Here is an 18,386-nt window from a genome sequence, read left to right as displayed (position 1 = left end):
TTTAATATATTAAAATATGAATTTACGTACAGCTTTAGCTTTACCGGCATTTATCCTGGTGCTGCAACCAGGAAATATTTATAGCAAGGAAAAGTATAGCGACGCCCGGTTGCCGCTGGTGATAGTTGAAAGTAGGAACGGTACCGGACAGGCAGCTGCGCCGAAAAAGAAAGTCAGTGTTGCCAGAGGCATTGAGCTGATTGTAAAGGGCCTGGATTTAAATATTAACAACATCCGGTTTATCAAAGCACCCAAAGCAACCGACTACTATGTGTATGCCAATAATAAAGCATCCTACGCGCCATCGCTGATTATAGCCGCCAATAATGGTATTCAGCTGGAGCGTACGGTACGTCTGGAAAAACCACTTACCCGTGAGCAGTTTGCGCAACACCTGGATGAAGCCATTTTATCTACCGGCGATTATGTTACCAATGCTATGTGGCTGACCATTGGCGACGAAGCGAAATTCTCCCAGAAGGCTTTGACAGCCGTACAACAGCTGATCAAATTCAATGTGGTGAAACTGGAAAAAGGTAACTTCCGCCCCAAAGCTTTTATTACAGAAGCTGAAGCGACTGAGATGATTAAACGTGCCGCTGAATTTGTACAATCTCCTAAAGAAGGCAAAGAATAATATAACCGGAGATCATCCGCAAAGGAGATATATGGGAAGATGATCCCCATATATCTCCTTTGTTTTTTAGGAGGGGATTTACCGGCGATATCTGTGGTTTCGCCGGTTGGGAGCAGCGATTTACCTGCCGATTGTTTACCAGGCAAATACCAGCCAGTAAATTTGGGGCTGTCAGCAATTGTAAATACCGCATATGCACGTTGAAACCCGTCCCAAACACGTACTGATTTCCGGCGCCAGTATCGCCGGCCCCGCCCTGGCCTACTGGCTGAACAAATACGGATTTAAGGTCACCATTATAGAAAGACAGCCAGCACTTAGCCGCGGCGGGTACCGCATCGACCTGAGAGGAGTGGCCGTGACGATAGCCGAACAAATGGGAATTATGCCACAGATCCGGCAGCAGCAGACATTCGTCCGGTCGGCTACCCTGGTCAATAAAAAAGGGAAAGAGATCGCCACCTTCCATCCCGATACATGGGGGATGCGGATGGATAAAGACCTCGAAATCATGCGGGGGGATTTGGCCCATATCCTCTATGAAGCTACCCGCGGGGAGGTCAGCTACATTTTTAACGACAGCATTACCAGTGTGCTGCAACACGAAGACAGCGTAACGGTAACCTTTCAGCGCAGTGCACCGCGCACCTTTGACCTGCTGGTAGGCGCCGATGGCCTGCGCTCCAATGTACGGAAGCTCGTCTTCGGCAATGAAAGCAGCTATCTGCGGCACCTGGGCTTTTACATCTCTATCTTTTCCCTGGAAAACTACCTGCAGCTGGATCATGGTGAAATGGGTTATCCGCTACCCGGAAAACTAATCAATGTATTTAATGCCAGCCGGCAGCAGGAGGCAAAAGCGGCCTTCCTCTTTGCCGCGCCGCCGTTAACCTATGATCACCGTCATCCGGAGCAACAAATGGATATTGTAACCGATTACTTCCGGGATGCCGGGTGGGAAGCCCCCCGGTTGCTCGCGGCCATGCGGCAGGCGCCGGATTTCTATTTCGACGCCATCAGCCAGGTGCATATGGAACAACTGTGGAAAGACCGGGTAGTACTGCTGGGCGACGCCGGGTATTGTCCGTCGCCGGCATCGGGGCAGGGGACCAGCCTCGCCATTATAGGCGCCTATGTACTGGCCGGAGAACTGGCCAAAGCACAGGGCGACCATACAGCCGCATACAGTAGCTATCACCGGCAGATGCAGCCGTTGATCAGGCTGAATCAGGAACTGGGACAAACGGCCTTAAAAAAGATGATTGCCCGCACCAAAAGAGAAGTATGGATACAGGCATTTTTTATCCGGATTATGTTACGTCTGCCGGGACGCAACTGGTTGTTCACACGTTTCCTCAGCAAACTGCAGCAGCAGGTAAACAAAGCGGCCAATGGTATTACCCCCGAAGACTATCGGGCCTATGAGCAGGCAGACAGGTAGTCGCTGTACTGCTGTGTGTTTTCATTTACCTTTGTTACCGCCAAAAATGCCACTTATCATTAAAAAGATGACATCGTGTTGCATTTTTTTTATTTTGGTTTGTCAACCGGTAACAGGTAGTAGCAAATCGCTGCCTGTTGATGATGAAATATCAAGACATGTTTAAACGCTTATGAAGAGATTCTTTTTCACGTGTGCAGCCTGGCTGCTGGCGGCAACTTCCTATGCGCAGGACAACGCGCTGTGGCTTCGTTACCCCGCCATCTCTCCTGATGGTAAAACCATCGCCTTTGGTTATAAAGGAGATATCTACAGAGTTCCGGTAAATGGCGGTGTAGCCGTTCCCGTTACCATCCATGAGGCACAGGATATGATGCCGGTATGGAGCCATGACGGCAAATACATCGCTTTTGCCAGCGACCGTTATGGCAACTTTGATGTATTCGTTATGCCTGCGGAAGGCGGTACGCCGGTAAGGCTTACCACCAACAGTGCAGCGGATTATCCGTATGACTTCACGCCAGACAACAAACAGGTATTGTTCGGCAGTGCGCGTAATGCGCCTGCAGCCAGTATCCGTTTCAGTTCCCGCCTGTTTGCCAACCTGTATACCGTACCGGTAACCGGTGGCCGCCCCGTGCTGCTGACAGCAGCAGGTGCAGAAGCAGCGCACTATAACAGCAAAGGAGATCAGGTAATTTTCCAGGACCGCAAAGGATATGAAGATCCCTGGCGTAAACACCATGTTTCTTCTGTTACAAGAGACATCTGGCTCTACGACCTGAACAAACAAACCTACGAACAGATATCCGGCTATGTGGGTGAAGACAGAGAACCGCTGTTCGGTAATAACAATGAGGTATATTATCTCAGCGAAAACGGTGGTATCTCTCAGAACCTGTTTAAGGTATCGCTGTCGGATAAAGGGAAAATGCAGCAGCTGACGCATTTCGACAAACATCCGGTACGTCACCTTTCCAGGGCTAATGACCAAACACTTTGCTTTACCTATAACGGTGAAATATATACGCTGAAAGAAGGCGGCAAACCACAGCAGGTGGCCGTGAAAATATTCAATGATGGCCGTAATGCCGTGGAGAAACGTTTGCCGGTAAGCAGCAACATTACCGAATTTGCACTCAGTCCCAATGGGAAGGAGCTGGCTATCGTAGCCAGGGGCGAGGTATATGTGACCAGCGTGGAAGGTAACATGACCAAAAGAATCACCAATACGCCGCAGCAGGAAAGAATGATTGAATGGTCGCCCGATGGCAAAAAACTCCTCTATGCCGGCGAACGCAATGGCAGCTGGAACATCTACCAGACTACTGTAGTACGGAAAGAAGAACCTTACTTCTATGCGGCTACCTTACTGAAGGAAGAACCGCTGATTGCCACGGCTGCAGAGGAATTCCAGCCGATATTCTCGCCGGATGGAAAAGATATCGCCTACATTGAAGACCGCAACATCCTCAAAGTATATAACCTTGCTTCCGGTAAAAGCCATACCCTGCTGCCAAAAGGAAATAACCATTCCTACGCGGACGGCGACTGGGGTTTCAGCTGGAGTCCCGATAGCAAATGGATCGTAACAGATGACCAGCAGGGGTATTACATGGTGAAGAATGCGACTGTTCTGTCTGCAGATGGGAAAGGCGCGCCTATCTATCCGCTGGGCAGCGGCTTCGGGGAAGGGGCTACCAAATGGAGCGCCGACGGAAAAATGCTGACCTGGCTGAATGGCCGCGAAGGTCGTAAATCCCTCGCGAAACAAGGTAGCCGCGAAGTGGATGTATATGGCGTATTCTTCGATCAGGAAGCCTATGATAAATTCATCTTATCAAAAGATGAATTTAACCTCCTGAAAGAAACAGAGGAAAATGCGAAGAAGCAATCCGGTAAAGACTCCGCTGCTGCTAAAAAAGATACGACCACGAAAACCAAATTCTTCCGGCCCGATTTCAATGACCTGGAAAACAGGAAAGTGCGTTTAACCATCAACAGCGCTTCCATCAGTGACTATATACTGAACAAAGACGGCAGCAAATTATACTACCTGGCAGCTTTTGAAAAAGGATTCGACCTGTGGGTAACAGAGCCCCGCACCGGTGACACCAAAATACTGGCTAAACTGGCAGGAGGCTACAGCAGTATCACCCTGAGCCGCGATGGTAATAATCTCTTTGTCATCAACAAAGGAAATGTGGTTAAGATAGATGCTGCTTCCGGCAAAACCACCCCGGTAAGTGTGGGCGGAGAACTGGAACTGGATCTGGAGGCAGAACGCGCCTACATCCTGGATCATGCCTGGAAACAAGTGAAGGAGAAATTCTATGATCCTACCCTGCGTAACCTCGACTGGAAGATGTACCACGACAACTACGCCCGTTTCCTGCCGCATATCAGCAACAACTACGATTTCCAGGAATTGCTGAGCGAAATGCTGGGCGAACTGAATGGCTCCCATACCGGTGGCCGTTACTCTCCACAGCAACCTACCGGCGATAATACCGCTGCACTGGGACTGCTCTTTGACGAAACCTATCGCAAAGACGGACTGAAAGTAGACGAAGTAATCGGTGGCGGACCGTTCGATAGAGCTGGTACTAAAGTGAAGAAAGGTAGCATCATCGAAAAAATAGATGGTGTAACGATTGATGAAAAGGCTGACTGGGCATCGCTGCTGAACCGCAAATCCGGCGCCAATGTGCTGGTAAGCGTATATGATGCAGATACCAAAACACGTTGGGAAGAAACCGTGAAACCCATTACGGCTGGCGCAGAAGACCGGCTGATGTACAAACGCTGGGTGAGCAACATGCGTAAGATGGTCGACAAACTCAGTGGCGGCAAAGTAGGTTATGTGCACGTAGAAGGTATGAACGACGCCAGTTTCCGTTCCATGTATGAAGAAGTAATGGGTAAAAACCGCGATAAAAAAGCGCTGATTGTAGATACCCGCTTTAATGGCGGCGGATGGCTGCATGATGATCTCTATAATTTCCTGAGTGGTAAAAGATACCTGGATTTTGCTCCCCAGGGAGATCGGTTGAAAAACGGAGAACCACAGGGCCAATGGCAAAGCCCCAGCTGTGTGCTGATGAGCGAAGGAAATTACAGTGACGCCTTTATCTTCCCGTATATCTATAAACAAGGCAACATCGGTAAGCTGGTAGGGATGCCGGTTGCCGGTACCGGTACCGCTGTATGGTGGGAAAAACAGGTAGATCCTACCCTGATATTCGGTATCCCGATGATTGCCACCATTGGTAAGGAAGGCCGTCCGACCGAGAACATGCAGGTAGAACCGGATATCCGGGTGCCCCTGCGTTATGAGGAATTCCTCGCCGGCAAGGATGCCCAGCTGGAAGCAGCTGTGAAACAAATGTTGCAGGAAATAAAATAACTACCGGTGGCAACGGATAGCCGTTGCCGGTAGTAAAAATAATAGTATCCATAACAGGTAATACCAGTACGGGCATCTTCCCGGAAAGGTATTACCTGTTATGCTTTTAAGACAGGAGCGGCAGCAATCTGTCGGTTTTGTTCTATTTCTCCGGCCATGGCCGGCCTAATTTTGTCCTAAAAAAAAGATGAAACCGTTACTGATTTTATGGGTGCTTTTGTTATCCTGCCATCTCTTGCCTGTGGCGAACTGTTATGCTGCCGCCGAAGATGAGTTGCAGGAGAAAGCCTTGCTGGTATTGAAGACGAAATGTAATACCTGCCATATCCGCAATAATCCGTTTAAGGTATTCAACAGCCGGAATATGAACCGGCATGCCGCCGCTATTTACGAGCAGGTGTTTGTGAAAGGCCGCATGCCTAAAGGCACGGAAGTGACGCTGACGGCTGCGGAGCGCGATATCCTGCGCAGCTGGCTGGGACCCCGGTAATATAGCCGTACCCGTGAGTGAAATCCCTGTTTACGACTATTTTTTAAATGAATCTGCCGGTTTAATTTTGCCCGCTGCTATGGATACCTGATTACCGCCATAGCCATAAATATTAAATCAACAACGATGGAAGCTGGAAAGAAAAACACCACACAGGTAGATGCATCATCCGCATCACATACGCCCGTTCCCGATAAAACCTATTCACCGGTATGGGTGGGGCTGGTGATGCTGGGGGGCGGTATCGTGGCGGCTTATTTTTTTATATACCGGAATTATGCCCTGATGAAGGCCGGCGCACGGGAAATTACCTATTCCGTGAAAGGAATGATGCTGGGGCCGGTGGCCATCATTTTTGGCCTGTACTATCTCCTGATCCGCCCGACAGCCCTGAATCCGGTAAGCCGGCGGGACAGAGGATGGCTGTATGTATTTATTGTGATCATGATGGCAACCATAGCAGGACTCTACTTTGCTGAAAAAAGTTTTGCCGCTGAACACGGGTATTTTTTTAACTAGCGGATGTATATAACCCTGTCGGCTATACGGCCGGTATCCCGATACATCCACCTCCTGTTACCAGCAAAAATTCCTGAGCCATTCAACAAAACAGATTGAGCTTTTGAACAAAACAGCGGGTAAGGAACCGACGTTACTTTGCATCAGATAAAATTGATATCATGAAAAAGCAAAAAGTTTGGTTCATTACCGGTTGCACCAGGGGGCTGGGCCGCAGCCTTACCGCGGCCGTACTGGCGAATGGAGACCTGGTAGCTGGTGCCGCCAGAACCCCGGCGCAGCTGCAAGACCTGGTAGCCGCCTATCCGGATCAGCTGTATCCCTTACAGCTGGATGTAACGGATGATGCCCGTATACCGGCAGCGGTAGCGGAGGCCATCGCACATTTCGGCCGGATTGATGTACTGGTAAACAATGCCGGCTACGGCATTGCCGGTGCTACCGAAGGATATACCAACGAACAGGTACAGGGGCAGCTGGCGACCAACCTCTACGGACCCATAGCGATTACCCGTGCTGTACTGCCTTATATGCGGGCGCAACGTGCCGGTCGTATCCTGCAGATCAGTTCTATCGGCGGGCGGGTAGGCAGTATTGGTTTATCTGTTTATCAGGCTGCCAAATTCGGTCTGGGTGGTTTCAGCGAGGCATTGTCTAAAGAAGTGGAACCCCTGAACATCAAAGTAACCAGTATAGAACCCGGTGGCTTCCGGACCGACTGGGCAGACAGCTCTATGAGCTTTGCCCCGCATGTGGACGGGTATGAAACCACAGCAGACTGGCGGAAGCAGGTGTTTATTGATAAGGCGTATGTGCCGGCGGGTGACCCGGATAAAGCGGCAGCAGCCATTATCACGGTGGCCGAACACCCGGAGCCGCCGGTACACCTGTTACTGGGCAACGATGCTGCGGGTATTGTACAACAGGCGGATCTGAAACGACAGGCTGAAATGGAAAAATGGTTGCCGGTTACCACGTCTACAGATGCCGATGATGCGGAGAGCTTCCTCGAAACGGCTGCCGGAAAAAGATTCCTGAAATAACCCCCATGCGGTTGAGGAAAACGGGCTTTCCTCAACCGCCTGTTTATGATTATATTTGATATGATGACCGGAGCAGCAACACAGCAACAACCAGGAAGGATCCTGTATTCGTGTTACCAGGCGAAGAGCCGGGTAGGAGAGCATTTTGTACCTGACCATGTATTGGGATATATTGAATCAGGGACCTACGAAGTATTTATCGATGGGAAAAATCATGTTTTTCAGGCAGGCGATATCCGTTTTTTCCGGAGAAACCAGCTGGCCCGCTTTACCAAAATACCACCGGAGAACGACACGTTCAAATCCATTTCGATTTTTATCGACCAGGCAACGTTGCGTAGTATCGCAGCCGAATACCAGTTGTATATGGATAAACCCTATACCGGTGACAATGCATTACACCTCAAACCGGTAAAACTGTTGCAGCATTATTTCGATTCCTTGCTGCCCTATCTGCAGGAAGGCGGTACGTTCCGGGATACACTCATGCACCTGAAAATGCGGGAAGCCGTATTGATTCTGCTGCAAACAAATCCGGATCTGAAAAACGTGTTGTTCGATTTCAGCGAGCCCGGTAAAATAGACCTGGAAGCCTACATGAACGAACACTATAAGTTTAACGTGGATCTGAACCGTTATGCCTATCTGACCGGCAGAAGTCTGGCTACGTTTAAGCGGGACTTTGAACGGATTTTTCATACGTCTCCCAGCCGCTGGTTACAGCAAAAACGCCTGCAGGATGCCCATTATCTGCTCCGGGAAAAGGGGTGGAGGGCCAGTGATGTTTACCTGGAGGTTGGCTTCAAAGACCTTTCTCACTTCTCCTATGCGTTTAAAAAGACCTTTGGTATTCCGCCTTCTTCTCTCTCTTCCGTATAGGCATTAACGTTATTTCATATTTATACATCACTGAAATTTTTGTACCGGTGAAAGGTAACCGGAAGTGATGACTTTCTTCCTATAAAAGTAACTACTTATTAACTGCTGTGAGCAGCGGTTATACTGGTTTTTCCGAACAGTTGTTTTTTTCAGCAAACAGCTTTGTTACACGACGCGGTACAGTTGCATGGAAAAATATTTTTTTTGAAAAATGCGTATATTTAGTTCGGAACATCTTTGTTAGAATCCCAGTGTATGCATGGTGACCGGAGACCGGGAAAAGTTGCATAATATGCCTGTGTGACAGTCATTTTATTTTCCCGGAACGGCCGATGTTGCCGGAAATGCCGACACCCATATATATGTTTTTCATGGGCTGTATTCCATTCTGTAAAAACATGTTATATCAACTCAGTACGCAGCGAAGAAGGTGGAAACTTACTGGAACAGCCACACCCGGCCGGATGCTATAAATGCCAATGTAAATAGTTCCGATAGTGCGGAAATGTAGTAATATCAGTTTCATGGCCAACAGCGTGGCAGGATCTGAACCATCATACCATCCCGTATAAATGGTGATATGCTCCGGATGTTATCGGGTACACCTCCATGCGTATCACTGCTCTTTCTTGCTGTCCCGGGAGTCATTCATACCGGTATCCACGGAAGCTGGCGCTATTCAAAATAAATATCATGCTAATAGCCTTTCCGTTCGTATCTGCATGTTTCAGCGAAGAAATTACTGATCGGACATTTTAACCATAATAAAGTAAATCAATCACTGATGAAACAGAAGATAATTGGCGTTGCCATTTCTGTTATTTGTTTTGTCGTACTTACCCTTTTATTTTCATCATTTGAAGGCGGACATAACGGGTATACGAAAATAGGTTTTCCTTTTACTTTTTATCTCAGCACGGGAAGCAAAGCAACAGATCCGGAAACCGTTGTATCCCCTTTTAACTATCGGCACCTGATATGGGATATTGCCGTTTTTATCATATTTACCTGGTTAATGGTATTGTTATTAAAAAGAACACAACGTCCTCATTAGCGCTGTTGCCTTTTTTCACTGTCATATATGCTACCACTGCTCCGTTACCTGCCGGCCTGATAAGCACCGCCGGCACTTCGCAGTGATTGACTGCGCAGTGAAGCCAGCTTGCAGGCAGACAAAATATCACCTGTTATCCCGGCGGGTTGTAAAAGTTTCGGCGAATAGTTATATTGGCGTGGCTTTCCATCAATCTTGCTATGAAAAAGACAATATACGTTACCATATGGCTGTTGGTAACACAAACGATGCTATTGCGGGCTCAGAAGGCTGAGCCCCGGATGATTACCACCGATATTGACCATTTCTGGCAGGCCTACGACAGTGTGCGTACCACCAATGATAGCCTGCGGCAACTGGCGTTTATCCAGACACTTTACATCGATCGGGGGACACCCGGATTGGAAGCCTTTATGGCGTTGAAAAGATATACCGCTCCTTTATGGGTGCATCAGTTGCGCAGCTACCCAAAGTTCTGGAACAGTATCCGGCCCAATACCGAAAAGCTAAAAACCTTGTCGGCGGCCTTCGAACCAGGCATCGACAAATTGAAAAAACTGTATCCCGCCCTGAAACCGGCAAAAATATATGGCTGCATCGGCGCGCTGGCATCCAGTGGTACGGCGCAAGAGGGGAAGGTATTGATCGGAGCGGAGATGGTGACCGGTGGTCCGGAAACAGATCTCTCCGAATTTCCGGAAAATATGCGGGCACGATTATCGGCTTACTATGGAACATTACCTTTTAACAGTATTGTATTGCTGAATATTCACGAGTATGCACACACGCAGCAGTCACTCCCGGAAGATGACCTGTTGTCGCAATGCCTGTATGAAGGCGCCTGTGATTTTGTGGTGAAGCTGGTTACCGGCAAAGAGGTGCCGTTACCTTATATGGAATATGGTCCCGCGAATGAAGCGGCGTTGAAAGAGAAGTTCAAAGCAGAGATGTACGGTACTTCCTACCGGAACTGGTTATATAATAGTGGGGGCAAAGGGAAAGTCGGCGACCTGGGATATTATATGGGTTATACTATCTGCCAGGCTTACTACAATAAAGCCGCGAATAAAAAGCAGGCGCTTAAAACCATCCTGGAACTGCCTTACGGCGATTCGGTGGCGGTGGGTAGATTCCTGGCACAATCCGGATATTATGGCGGCGCTGTTGATAAAGCCGCGCTGGTAAAAGCCTATGATGATCGCCGGCCGTATGTGGTACAGGTATCGCCTTTTACGAATGGAGACGTGATGGTAGATGCCTCCATAAAAGAGATCCGGGTGGAGTTCTCTGCGGAGATGAATCCACTGGGTATTTCTATCGATTACGGCATAGGAGGTAAAGATAGTTATCCGGTAGTGGGTAAAGGCGTGTTTGCTGCAGATAGGAAATCCATGTCATTCAAAGTAGAGCTGCAGCCAGGACGTATGTACGGTTTTTTGCTGACAGACGGGTCTTTCCGCTCGACGGATGACTATCCGTTGAAACCGTTTATGGTGACGTTCCGGACGAAATAATATAATTCCTTGTATAAAAGAAAGCGGAGCTATCTATAGATAGCTCCGCTTTCTTTTATACAAGGAGTACCGTGTTTAACGATACTGTGCATTTTGTTTTTTCTTTTTCTGATGATCGATAATAGCACCAGTAGCCGCACCGGTACCTGCTCCAATCAAACTACCGATGATAGCGCCTTTGGCCCGATCCTTATTCAGGAAAGCGCCGGTGATGGCGCCTGCTCCGGCACCTACCAGGGCGCCTTTTGCCGTGTGGCTCCAACCTTTTTTCTTCTTTACTGCCGGCGCTGGTGCAGGGGTAGCTGTAGCTACAGCCGCAGGCTGACTTACTTCGGAGCTATTGCCCTGAGGTGCTGTGGTGTGGTTATGACGGCTGTTGTAATAATTATTGGTACCGGCAGTGGAGAAGTGGTTCCGGGTGTCTTTATTATCTTTTATAGCATTCATGGAATCAATCACCTGTTGCTTAACGGTGTTGATGGCATTCATGGAATCGATGGTGGCTCTTTTGGCATTTTCCACTGCAGTGGCGGTATCTGTATGTTGCTGGCAGGAAAAGAGGATGACGGTGGCGGCGAGTGCTACACTAAGTTGTTTCATGGTTAAAATTTTAAAATTGTCAGGTTATGTCAGCCTCTATCGAAAATTATGCCGATTCTTATTAATACGCTGGAATGCCCTCCTGGCGGTAACATTATTTGGCAAAACAAGGAAAGACGAATATATTCGGGCACTGTAATGTCCAACTTTATGATAAAAAGATTTTTTACCGGATTAGTTTTACTGGCGATGATCAGCCAGGTGTCGAAAGGCCAGCAGGCCGTACCCGTACAACGGATAGAAAGCAGCCAGTTTCAATTGGGGATCATCGATAAAATACCTTCTGCCCGGCTGGGTGAAAACCGTACTTTAAATATTTATCTGCCGGATGCCTATAAAAAGGATACCACTACGGCGTATCCCGTGATCTATTTACTGGATGGTAGTGAACAGGAGGATTTTATTCATATCGTAGGCCTGGTAAATTACATGAACATGATCAACGTGCTGCCACCTACCATTGTTGTAGGCATCGCCAACGTTGACCGGCGCCGGGATTTTACCTTTCCTACCCAGAATATCGAAGACCAGAAAGCCTGGCCTACTACCGGAAAGTCTGAGAAATTCATCAGTTTCCTGGAACAGGAGTTACAGCCTTATATTACACAGCATTATCGTACTACCGCTGAAAAAACACTCATCGGACAGTCGCTGGGAGGATTGCTGGCTACGGAAATACTGCTGAAGAAACCGCAGCTTTTCAGGAACTATATCATTGTAAGTCCCAGTCTGTGGTGGAATGATGAATCTTTGCTGGCAGAAGCACCTGTCCTCATGAAGATGCATCCCTATAAAGAAAATATCCAGGCCTATCTGGCGCTGGGTACAGAAGGGGCGCAGATGCAACGGGATATGGATGCGTTGTTGAAAATATTCCGGGAAAAAGGCGACAAAAAACTGAAACTAACGTATGTACCCTTTCCGGAGGAGAACCACCTGACGATATTACACCGGAGTGTATACAAAGCATTTGAAGTGCTCAACAAAAAATAACGATGCCATAGCGCATAAAAAAAGCACGATCTGTATACAGATCGTGCTTTTTTTTGATTATAATAGAACTATTTGGGGGCGATGATTTCCGCAAGCTCATATGTATAAGCGCTGGCGTCCTGTAATTGTTCAGCACGCGGCGTACGTTTTACTTTAATCTGATAAACCTTGCCTGGTTTGTAATCGAAGCCTTTGATGTCTTCAGAAAATGCCTGCCACTCGCTGGCTTTTGTTGGCGCTACTTTTCCGTAAGCCACTTCCAGACATTCGCGGGGGCCGCCGGGAGGAACCGTGCAGGTGGTTTTCTTTTTATTCACCCACATCACGAGTTCTTTTTCTTTCGCAGCAGGTTTATCTTTTTTGGATAACTTCAGGCCTTCGCTGCCATAGTTACTGCCCTGGTAGGTGAGTACTTCGCCTTCTTCTTTAAATACAAGTGTATCTTTTTTGCTGTTGCCACTTCCTACAGTTACGAGCGAGAGGCGAATCAGGCCACTGTCCAGTTTTTCCCAGGGTCCTATTTCCACGATTTCCGGATTGTAATCCTGGTAGTCTGTAACCAGTTCTGCATCGCCGGTTGGTTTAAGACTGAGTCCGATCGTTCTGCCGGGGCTGGAGGCAGCTGGTAACGCTGCTTCATAATAAATTTCGGTGGTAGACGACGTTGCAGCGGTCGTATCTGTGTTGTTTGACTGTTCGCTGGTGCTTGCCCCGTTGTTGCAGGCAGCTAAGGTCAGGAGCGATAATCCGGTGGCACAAAAAAATTTTACAGACATAGACTATAGTGTATTGATTAATGTCGGATTAACACATATAATGCCAGTTTTGTTTATTGTACCGGAATTTTTTGCAGACAGATAATGTTATGAGAAGCCATCAGGGCTCTAGTACGCCCGTGCTGTTACCCTGATGCCGCTCATTTTTGTGACTATTTTTCTATGCATTGATCACAGCTCACCATCCATTGCACACCAAATTTATCGGTGAACATACCGAAATAAGAACCCCAGAATGTTTTACCGATAGGCATAATGATAGTGCCGCCAGCAGAAAGCCCGTTGAACAATTTATCCGCTTCTGCATCGGTATCGGTGCCAACAGAGATAGAAAAACCATCGCCACTGATAACGGGACCAAAGGAGGCTAGCTTGTCGCTACCCATCAGAATGGATTCCGGACCTATCTGTAGCGCGACATGCATTATTTTGTTGCTTTCTTCCGGTGCACCCTGGCAATCAGCCGGCGCTTCGCTAAACCGGGAGATGGTGAGGAATTCGCCTCCAAATACGGATTTATAAAAGTTGAAAGCGGCTTCACAGTTGTCAGTGAACGTTAAATACGGATTTAATGATGCCATTTTTTATTTTTTGAGTGTTGACGAGATGGTTGCCGGAAGTTTGTTGCTTTGATACCTTACTGATGGAACATGCCAGCCATCCGGCCTGCAGGGTTGATGGAAAGCCTCTTCATATTATGGATCTTACCTGGTTTTATACCCCGTTACCGGGCAACTTGACAACTCAAACTTACGGCAATAAAATAATTTGGAACGAGGCTGTTTCAGACAATCTGGAGGGTTGATTACGACAATCTTACTTTCATCCCAAAAGATGCCTTGTGGGCGTCTGTGCCGTGCTTAGTTACGGTTCCAGAAAGCCGGTGGGGTAATGCCTAATGCGCGGAGATATACATAGCCCTGGCCGCGGTGATGTATTTCATTGTCGATCCAGTAAAGAATGATACTATATACCGGACCCTCGTAGGCGCCGAAAGCCAGTACGGTTTCCTGAAAACGTGCGGGCGACAGCTGTGCCCACAGTTCGTTGATCATCTCCGTTTGTTCATCCCATAGCTGGAGGATAGCGGCTTGTGTGGCAGGAGGGTTGTCCTTGTTAGCCTGCTGGAGATTGGGCCATACACCGGTCACAATGCCTTGCAGGCCGGCAGCGAGTCTCAGCATTTCCAATGCCAGGCTGGCAAAAGAACGCATGCCGCCAATGGAGAAGTCGAAAAAATCGGCTTCCGGGAAGGCCGTGATCAGCTGGCGGGTGAGCCTGCGGTGGCCTTGCCAGTGTTCCAGCAATGAGGCGGAAGAGAGCACCGTGGCAGTTGATGCGGTAGCGGAAGTAGTAGTGGTATCTTGCATTGTTTAGAATTTTAATAGTGATGATTGCTGATTGTTACACAAAGAAAATCCGGTGTAGTGACAACCTTATGTCAGCAGGTAGCGCCGGGCATAAAAAAAACTTCCGGGAGATATTTCCCGGAAGTAAGGGCATCAACATGAAAAAAAATCAAGTGAGGGGAGATCTTCGCGCTAACCGGGCAATAAGCATGCCCGCAGCGGTATCACCGGTAGCATTCAGCAAGGTGGCAATAGGGTCTAATAAGGTGCCTATAATAATAATGACGGGTAACACGGCCGGCGGCAGACTATAGGCAGAGACAATCAGTAACTGTCCCACGTAGCCGCCATTGGGGATACCACCTTCCACAATACTCACCAGTAAGGCAATCAGCAGGGCCAGCAAAATATGATCGATGCCGGTCAGCTGATGTGCGACCATCGCCAATGCTACGGCAATCTTGATGACCGCCGCAATAGCAGAACCTTCTTTATGCAGGGAGGCGCCGATAGGAATGACCACATCCGCAATGGCGGGGGGAATGCCCATCTGCCGCGAAGCATGCAGGTTGGCGGGTATGGTAGCTACGCTGCTGCAGGTACCCAACGCCGTAGCGGAGGGCAGGATATTATGTTGCCAGTAGGTTTTAATGCCTTTGATGCCACTACCGATAAAGGCATAAAGACTAAAGAAAACAAAATAGTAGAAAAAGGCAATGCCGTGTCCAACGATCAGTGTTTGTGCATAGAGACTCCATACGGAGCTGCCGATCGTGGCCAGCTGGCAGGCGAAGTAGGCGCCCAGGCCTATAGGCGCCAGTTTCATGATCCAGGTAAGCAGGGCCCGCATGACTTCATTGCCGGCATGCAGCCAGTTGCGGAAAGCGGCGCCTCCCTCACCTGCCTGCCGGGCGGCAATGCCCGTCAGCGAAGAGAAGATGAGGAAGGCCAGCATATGCTGCCGCGACAGCAATTCGTAAAATTCGCCTGTACTGACCAGCTGTACTATCTGATCGCCGATAGCCAGTGGTTGTACTGTCTGTGGCTGCACCAGCGGATGTAAGCCTGGTGTTACCGGAAAGATACGTATACCCACTATCGTTATCACACCTGCCAGCAGTACCGTACCTGCAAAAACGAGTGTCATGTGGCCAGTGAGCCGGTTTTTGGCCCCGGCAGCGGCCATGGCGGAGGCAATGGCAAAAAATACCAATGGTATCACTGCTGTAAACAACAGGTTCAGGAAAATATCGCCGACAGGTTTAATCACCAGGATTTTTTCTTTCCACAACAACCCGGACACACTACCTGCCAGTATACCCACCAGTAATCCAATGATATTACCATAGTGGCGTAAGAAATTAGTTTGGGAGTATGGCATTGTAAAAAGGAGGGGTTATCGGGTGAGCAGACCAGCATCCAGCACAAAGGAACTACCGGTGACGAAGCGGGCTTTGTCGGATGCCAGGAACACAACGGCATGGGCCACGTCTTCAGGTTCTATCCAGGGTACGTCTATCAGGTTGCCGGCAGAACGTTCTGCAATTTCCTGCGGCGTAGCGCCCTCCAGTGCGGCAAGGCCGTCGTTCATGGGTGTATTGACGCCGGTAGGGTGCAGGGCGATCGCACGGATATTATGAGGCGCCAGTTCAATGGCCCATGATTTGGTCAGACCGGTGAGTCCCCATTTGGAGGCGGCATAGTGGCTTAACCTGTTCATGCCTCGTAAGCCTGCTATGGAAGAATTATTGATGATCACCCCGGAGCGTTGGGCAATCATCACGGGAATGACCCTACGTCCTACGAGGAAAGCGCCTTTCAGGTTGATGTCGATCATCGCATCCCATTCTTCTTCCGGCATTTCATGGGCTACACCATAGGCGCAGATACCGGCGTTGTTAAACAGGATGTCGATACGTTCCCAGGCGGCTGTAACGGCATTGACAGCGGAGGTAATGGCAGCATCATCCCGTACGTCGCCGGTGAAGGTGAGGCAACGTACCCCTAGTGCTTCGCATGCCTGGCGGAGGGTGGCTAATTCACTTTCTTTGCCCAGCGTATAGCCGGGATAGGATAGCTGACGGGCAATGTCGAAGGCGGCGATGTGTACGCCGGCGGCAGCCAGTGCCAATGCGGTAGCCCTGCCTTGTCCGTGGGCAGCGCCGGTAATAAATGCTACTTTACCAGTTAAATCAGTGGCCATAATTATTTATTTGAAAATGGTGGGAGATACGAGAGCAGGTAATCATCAATATCTGTTTCGATGACATTGCTGAATACATTGGTGGCAATCATTTGTCCGGCAAAAGCAATCAGGGTGACCAGTTGGGCGGTGTTGTAATGTTGTTTTACCTCGTCGAAGAGGGTGTCGGAGATATGTCCTTTTCCTGCGGAGATAGCGCCGCCGAAATCCAGCAGCAACTGTTCATGTGCCGTAAACGTGATTTGTTCCGGTTGTTCGCCGTTATCGATAATGATCTTGCGGAAGAACGTCGTACACAGGGGGCAGTTGCTGCCAACAGATACTGCATAGGCAAAAAGATAGGCCAGCCGTTCGCCCAGTATTTCCTGGGTGCTGATATAGAGGGGATACCATTGCATGTATACCTCAAATGCCAGCAGTGAATGTCCCAGGGTAGCTTTCATATTGGTGATGCGGGCATGATACTGTTTTTTGTGGTGTTCAAAGGCAGTCTGCGTTGCTTCGGTTGTTTCGCTGATTGGCAAAGGGTTAATTCTGGCCATGATGGATTTTTATTAGAAGGGTTTAAAGGTCCGGGAGTGTTGAATGTACGAATTTATTAATAATCTACAAATTTTGTAGACTAATTGTGTGCGATAAAAATTGGTGATAATCAGGAAGAAAAATTTGGAAGTAAGGATTAAATGTTTACTTTTGCGTCCCGTTTAAATGATTCCGTAGCTCAGTTGGTAGAGCAATACACTTTTAATGTATGGGTCCTGGGTTCGAGTCCCAGCGGGATCACAGGGAAGTTTCAAACCTCCACGCAAGGCGTGGGGGTTTTGTTTTTTTACTCTATAATTTACGCTATAAAGATCTGATGCTACATAGGATTTTACTGCACTTTACATAGTTGCCATCTATCTTTACGAATATTAATGGATAGCTCGTCGCAGATATAACCCCGATTTCTTTCCCGTACTTTATACAGGTTAATCAGCTTTTACTAAGATATGAAGTTTCTATGAGTATTGCTATGCGGAAAATTACTAGGAAATAATTCAATGGCAATGCTAGTTGGTATCTTGAGAGTTGACTAATTTATCAAACTGATATACCACTGAGGTCCTCCCATATTTAAGGCCAAATACAGTAGCAATAAACCGCTATATAGAACCAGTTTTCTGTACTATATTTCACTGAATAAGTATTGCAGGAATTCTAAAATTTCTGCTCAGTAAGCTATGACTGTATAATTATCATTTAAACAAACCAAATTATGATACAAAAAAACTATCGCATCTGAGCAATTCTAACTATATTAGATTTGAGTACCCCGTCATTAAACCCTAAATTATATGTTAGCCAATTCTTCTCAACAGAAATGCGCCCAAGCAAAGTTTATATACTTACTGTACGTCTTTAGTTTATTTTTTTTCTCCTGCAAAAAATAAGATGCTGTTCCCGGAAAGATGAATGGCGAAAAGAAAGCAACGGATGTTT

Annotated in this window: 17 protein-coding genes and 1 tRNA gene; 11 read left to right on the top strand and 7 right to left on the bottom strand. The window is 48.1% G+C overall.

Features of this window, described 5'->3' with window-relative positions:
- Positions 1-16: 16 nt before the first annotated feature.
- The 9 genes from OL444_RS21295 to OL444_RS21255 all read left to right on the top strand — a co-directional run bounded on the left by OL444_RS21295 (position 17) and on the right by OL444_RS21255 (position 10,983).
- Positions 17-637: an S-layer homology domain-containing protein gene (locus OL444_RS21295; RefSeq protein WP_264729857.1), complete on the top strand. Its 621-nt coding sequence runs from the start codon at positions 17-19 to the stop codon at positions 635-637.
- A 193-nt stretch (positions 638-830) separates the two neighbouring features.
- A complete protein-coding gene (locus tag OL444_RS21290) occupies positions 831-2,078 on the top strand; it encodes an FAD-dependent monooxygenase (protein ID WP_264729859.1) in 1,248 nt (415 codons plus the stop codon).
- Between the two features lie 172 nt (positions 2,079-2,250).
- Positions 2,251-5,484 (top strand): S41 family peptidase, encoded by a 3,234-nt coding sequence (locus OL444_RS21285; protein ID WP_264729861.1) that lies wholly within the window; start codon positions 2,251-2,253, stop codon positions 5,482-5,484.
- A 187-nt stretch (positions 5,485-5,671) separates the two neighbouring features.
- The gene (locus tag OL444_RS21280) at positions 5,672-5,974 is read left to right on the top strand and encodes a hypothetical protein (RefSeq protein WP_264729863.1); all 303 of its coding nucleotides are present in this window, start codon (positions 5,672-5,674) and stop codon (positions 5,972-5,974) included.
- A gap of 126 nt (positions 5,975-6,100) precedes the next feature.
- The gene (locus tag OL444_RS21275) at positions 6,101-6,493 is read left to right on the top strand and encodes a hypothetical protein (RefSeq protein WP_264729864.1); all 393 of its coding nucleotides are present in this window, start codon (positions 6,101-6,103) and stop codon (positions 6,491-6,493) included.
- 161 nt (positions 6,494-6,654) lie between these two features.
- A complete protein-coding gene (locus OL444_RS21270; protein WP_264729865.1) occupies positions 6,655-7,536 on the top strand; it encodes an oxidoreductase in 882 nt (293 codons plus the stop codon).
- Positions 7,537-7,581: 45 nt separating this feature from the next.
- A complete protein-coding gene (locus tag OL444_RS21265; protein WP_264729866.1) occupies positions 7,582-8,415 on the top strand; it encodes a helix-turn-helix domain-containing protein in 834 nt (277 codons plus the stop codon).
- Between the two features lie 784 nt (positions 8,416-9,199).
- Positions 9,200-9,469 (top strand): hypothetical protein, encoded by a 270-nt coding sequence (locus OL444_RS21260; protein WP_264729868.1) that lies wholly within the window; start codon positions 9,200-9,202, stop codon positions 9,467-9,469.
- A 200-nt stretch (positions 9,470-9,669) separates the two neighbouring features.
- Entirely contained in the window at positions 9,670-10,983 is a 1,314-nt protein-coding gene (locus OL444_RS21255; RefSeq protein WP_264729870.1) for a hypothetical protein, read from the top strand.
- A 75-nt stretch (positions 10,984-11,058) separates the two neighbouring features.
- Here the strand turns inward: OL444_RS21255 and OL444_RS21250 are convergent, their stop codons facing one another.
- On the bottom strand, positions 11,059-11,583 hold the full coding sequence (locus OL444_RS21250) for a YMGG-like glycine zipper-containing protein (protein ID WP_264729872.1): 525 nt from the start codon (positions 11,581-11,583) through the stop codon (positions 11,059-11,061).
- A 150-nt stretch (positions 11,584-11,733) separates the two neighbouring features.
- On the opposite strand from OL444_RS21250, the gene OL444_RS21245 reads away from it, so the two are divergent.
- Entirely contained in the window at positions 11,734-12,576 is an 843-nt protein-coding gene (locus OL444_RS21245) for an alpha/beta hydrolase (RefSeq protein ID WP_264729874.1), read from the top strand.
- A 68-nt stretch (positions 12,577-12,644) separates the two neighbouring features.
- Here OL444_RS21245 and OL444_RS21240 read toward each other — a convergent pair whose 3' ends face one another.
- The 6 genes from OL444_RS21240 to OL444_RS21215 form a co-directional block, all read right to left on the bottom strand.
- Positions 12,645-13,352 carry a DUF4377 domain-containing protein gene (locus tag OL444_RS21240; RefSeq protein ID WP_264729876.1) on the bottom strand — a complete coding sequence of 236 codons (708 nt, stop codon included), beginning with the start codon at positions 13,350-13,352 and terminating at the stop codon, positions 12,645-12,647.
- A gap of 152 nt (positions 13,353-13,504) precedes the next feature.
- Positions 13,505-13,933, bottom strand: a complete 429-nt coding sequence (locus tag OL444_RS21235; protein WP_264729877.1) for a VOC family protein — start codon at positions 13,931-13,933, stop codon at positions 13,505-13,507.
- Between the two features lie 279 nt (positions 13,934-14,212).
- Positions 14,213-14,722 (bottom strand): DinB family protein, encoded by a 510-nt coding sequence (locus OL444_RS21230; RefSeq protein WP_264729879.1) that lies wholly within the window; start codon positions 14,720-14,722, stop codon positions 14,213-14,215.
- 148 nt (positions 14,723-14,870) lie between these two features.
- Positions 14,871-16,082 (bottom strand): dicarboxylate/amino acid:cation symporter, encoded by a 1,212-nt coding sequence (locus OL444_RS21225; RefSeq protein ID WP_264729881.1) that lies wholly within the window; start codon positions 16,080-16,082, stop codon positions 14,871-14,873.
- A gap of 15 nt (positions 16,083-16,097) precedes the next feature.
- Positions 16,098-16,904 (bottom strand): SDR family oxidoreductase, encoded by an 807-nt coding sequence (locus OL444_RS21220; RefSeq protein ID WP_264729883.1) that lies wholly within the window; start codon positions 16,902-16,904, stop codon positions 16,098-16,100.
- A gap of 2 nt (positions 16,905-16,906) precedes the next feature.
- Positions 16,907-17,446 (bottom strand): carboxymuconolactone decarboxylase family protein, encoded by a 540-nt coding sequence (locus tag OL444_RS21215; RefSeq protein WP_264729884.1) that lies wholly within the window; start codon positions 17,444-17,446, stop codon positions 16,907-16,909.
- Between the two features lie 168 nt (positions 17,447-17,614).
- Here OL444_RS21215 and OL444_RS21210 point away from each other — a divergent pair.
- Positions 17,615-17,687, top strand: a tRNA-Lys gene (locus OL444_RS21210).
- Positions 17,688-18,386: the final 699 nt, after the last annotated feature.

Source organism: Chitinophaga nivalis (assembly GCF_025989125.1).
Classification (GTDB): domain Bacteria; phylum Bacteroidota; class Bacteroidia; order Chitinophagales; family Chitinophagaceae; genus Chitinophaga; species Chitinophaga nivalis.
The sequence above is the reverse complement of the archived record's forward strand: the minus strand, read 5'-3'. Positions and strand labels throughout refer to the sequence as shown.

Excerpts from the sequence above, each read along its gene's own strand:
- OL444_RS21260 (WP_264729868.1), top strand. The coding sequence starts at position 9,200 with ATGAAACAGAAGATAATTGGCGTTGCCATTTCTGTTATTTGTTTTGTC.
- OL444_RS21275 (WP_264729864.1), top strand. The coding sequence starts at position 6,101 with ATGGAAGCTGGAAAGAAAAACACCACACAGGTAGATGCATCATCCGCA.
- OL444_RS21280 (WP_264729863.1), top strand. The coding sequence starts at position 5,672 with ATGAAACCGTTACTGATTTTATGGGTGCTTTTGTTATCCTGCCATCTC.
- OL444_RS21250 (WP_264729872.1), bottom strand. The coding sequence starts at position 11,583 with ATGAAACAACTTAGTGTAGCACTCGCCGCCACCGTCATCCTCTTTTCC.
- OL444_RS21220 (WP_264729883.1), bottom strand. The coding sequence starts at position 16,904 with ATGGCCACTGATTTAACTGGTAAAGTAGCATTTATTACCGGCGCTGCC.
- OL444_RS21235 (WP_264729877.1), bottom strand. The coding sequence starts at position 13,933 with ATGGCATCATTAAATCCGTATTTAACGTTCACTGACAACTGTGAAGCC.
- OL444_RS21285 (WP_264729861.1), top strand. The coding sequence starts at position 2,251 with ATGAAGAGATTCTTTTTCACGTGTGCAGCCTGGCTGCTGGCGGCAACT.
- OL444_RS21270 (WP_264729865.1), top strand. The coding sequence starts at position 6,655 with ATGAAAAAGCAAAAAGTTTGGTTCATTACCGGTTGCACCAGGGGGCTG.
- OL444_RS21240 (WP_264729876.1), bottom strand. The coding sequence starts at position 13,352 with ATGTCTGTAAAATTTTTTTGTGCCACCGGATTATCGCTCCTGACCTTA.
- OL444_RS21295 (WP_264729857.1), top strand. The coding sequence starts at position 17 with ATGAATTTACGTACAGCTTTAGCTTTACCGGCATTTATCCTGGTGCTG.
- OL444_RS21265 (WP_264729866.1), top strand. The coding sequence starts at position 7,582 with ATGATTATATTTGATATGATGACCGGAGCAGCAACACAGCAACAACCA.
- OL444_RS21225 (WP_264729881.1), bottom strand. The coding sequence starts at position 16,082 with ATGCCATACTCCCAAACTAATTTCTTACGCCACTATGGTAATATCATT.
- OL444_RS21255 (WP_264729870.1), top strand. The coding sequence starts at position 9,670 with ATGAAAAAGACAATATACGTTACCATATGGCTGTTGGTAACACAAACG.
- OL444_RS21245 (WP_264729874.1), top strand. The coding sequence starts at position 11,734 with ATGATAAAAAGATTTTTTACCGGATTAGTTTTACTGGCGATGATCAGC.
- OL444_RS21290 (WP_264729859.1), top strand. The coding sequence starts at position 831 with ATGCACGTTGAAACCCGTCCCAAACACGTACTGATTTCCGGCGCCAGT.
- OL444_RS21230 (WP_264729879.1), bottom strand. The coding sequence starts at position 14,722 with ATGCAAGATACCACTACTACTTCCGCTACCGCATCAACTGCCACGGTG.
- OL444_RS21215 (WP_264729884.1), bottom strand. The coding sequence starts at position 17,446 with ATGGCCAGAATTAACCCTTTGCCAATCAGCGAAACAACCGAAGCAACG.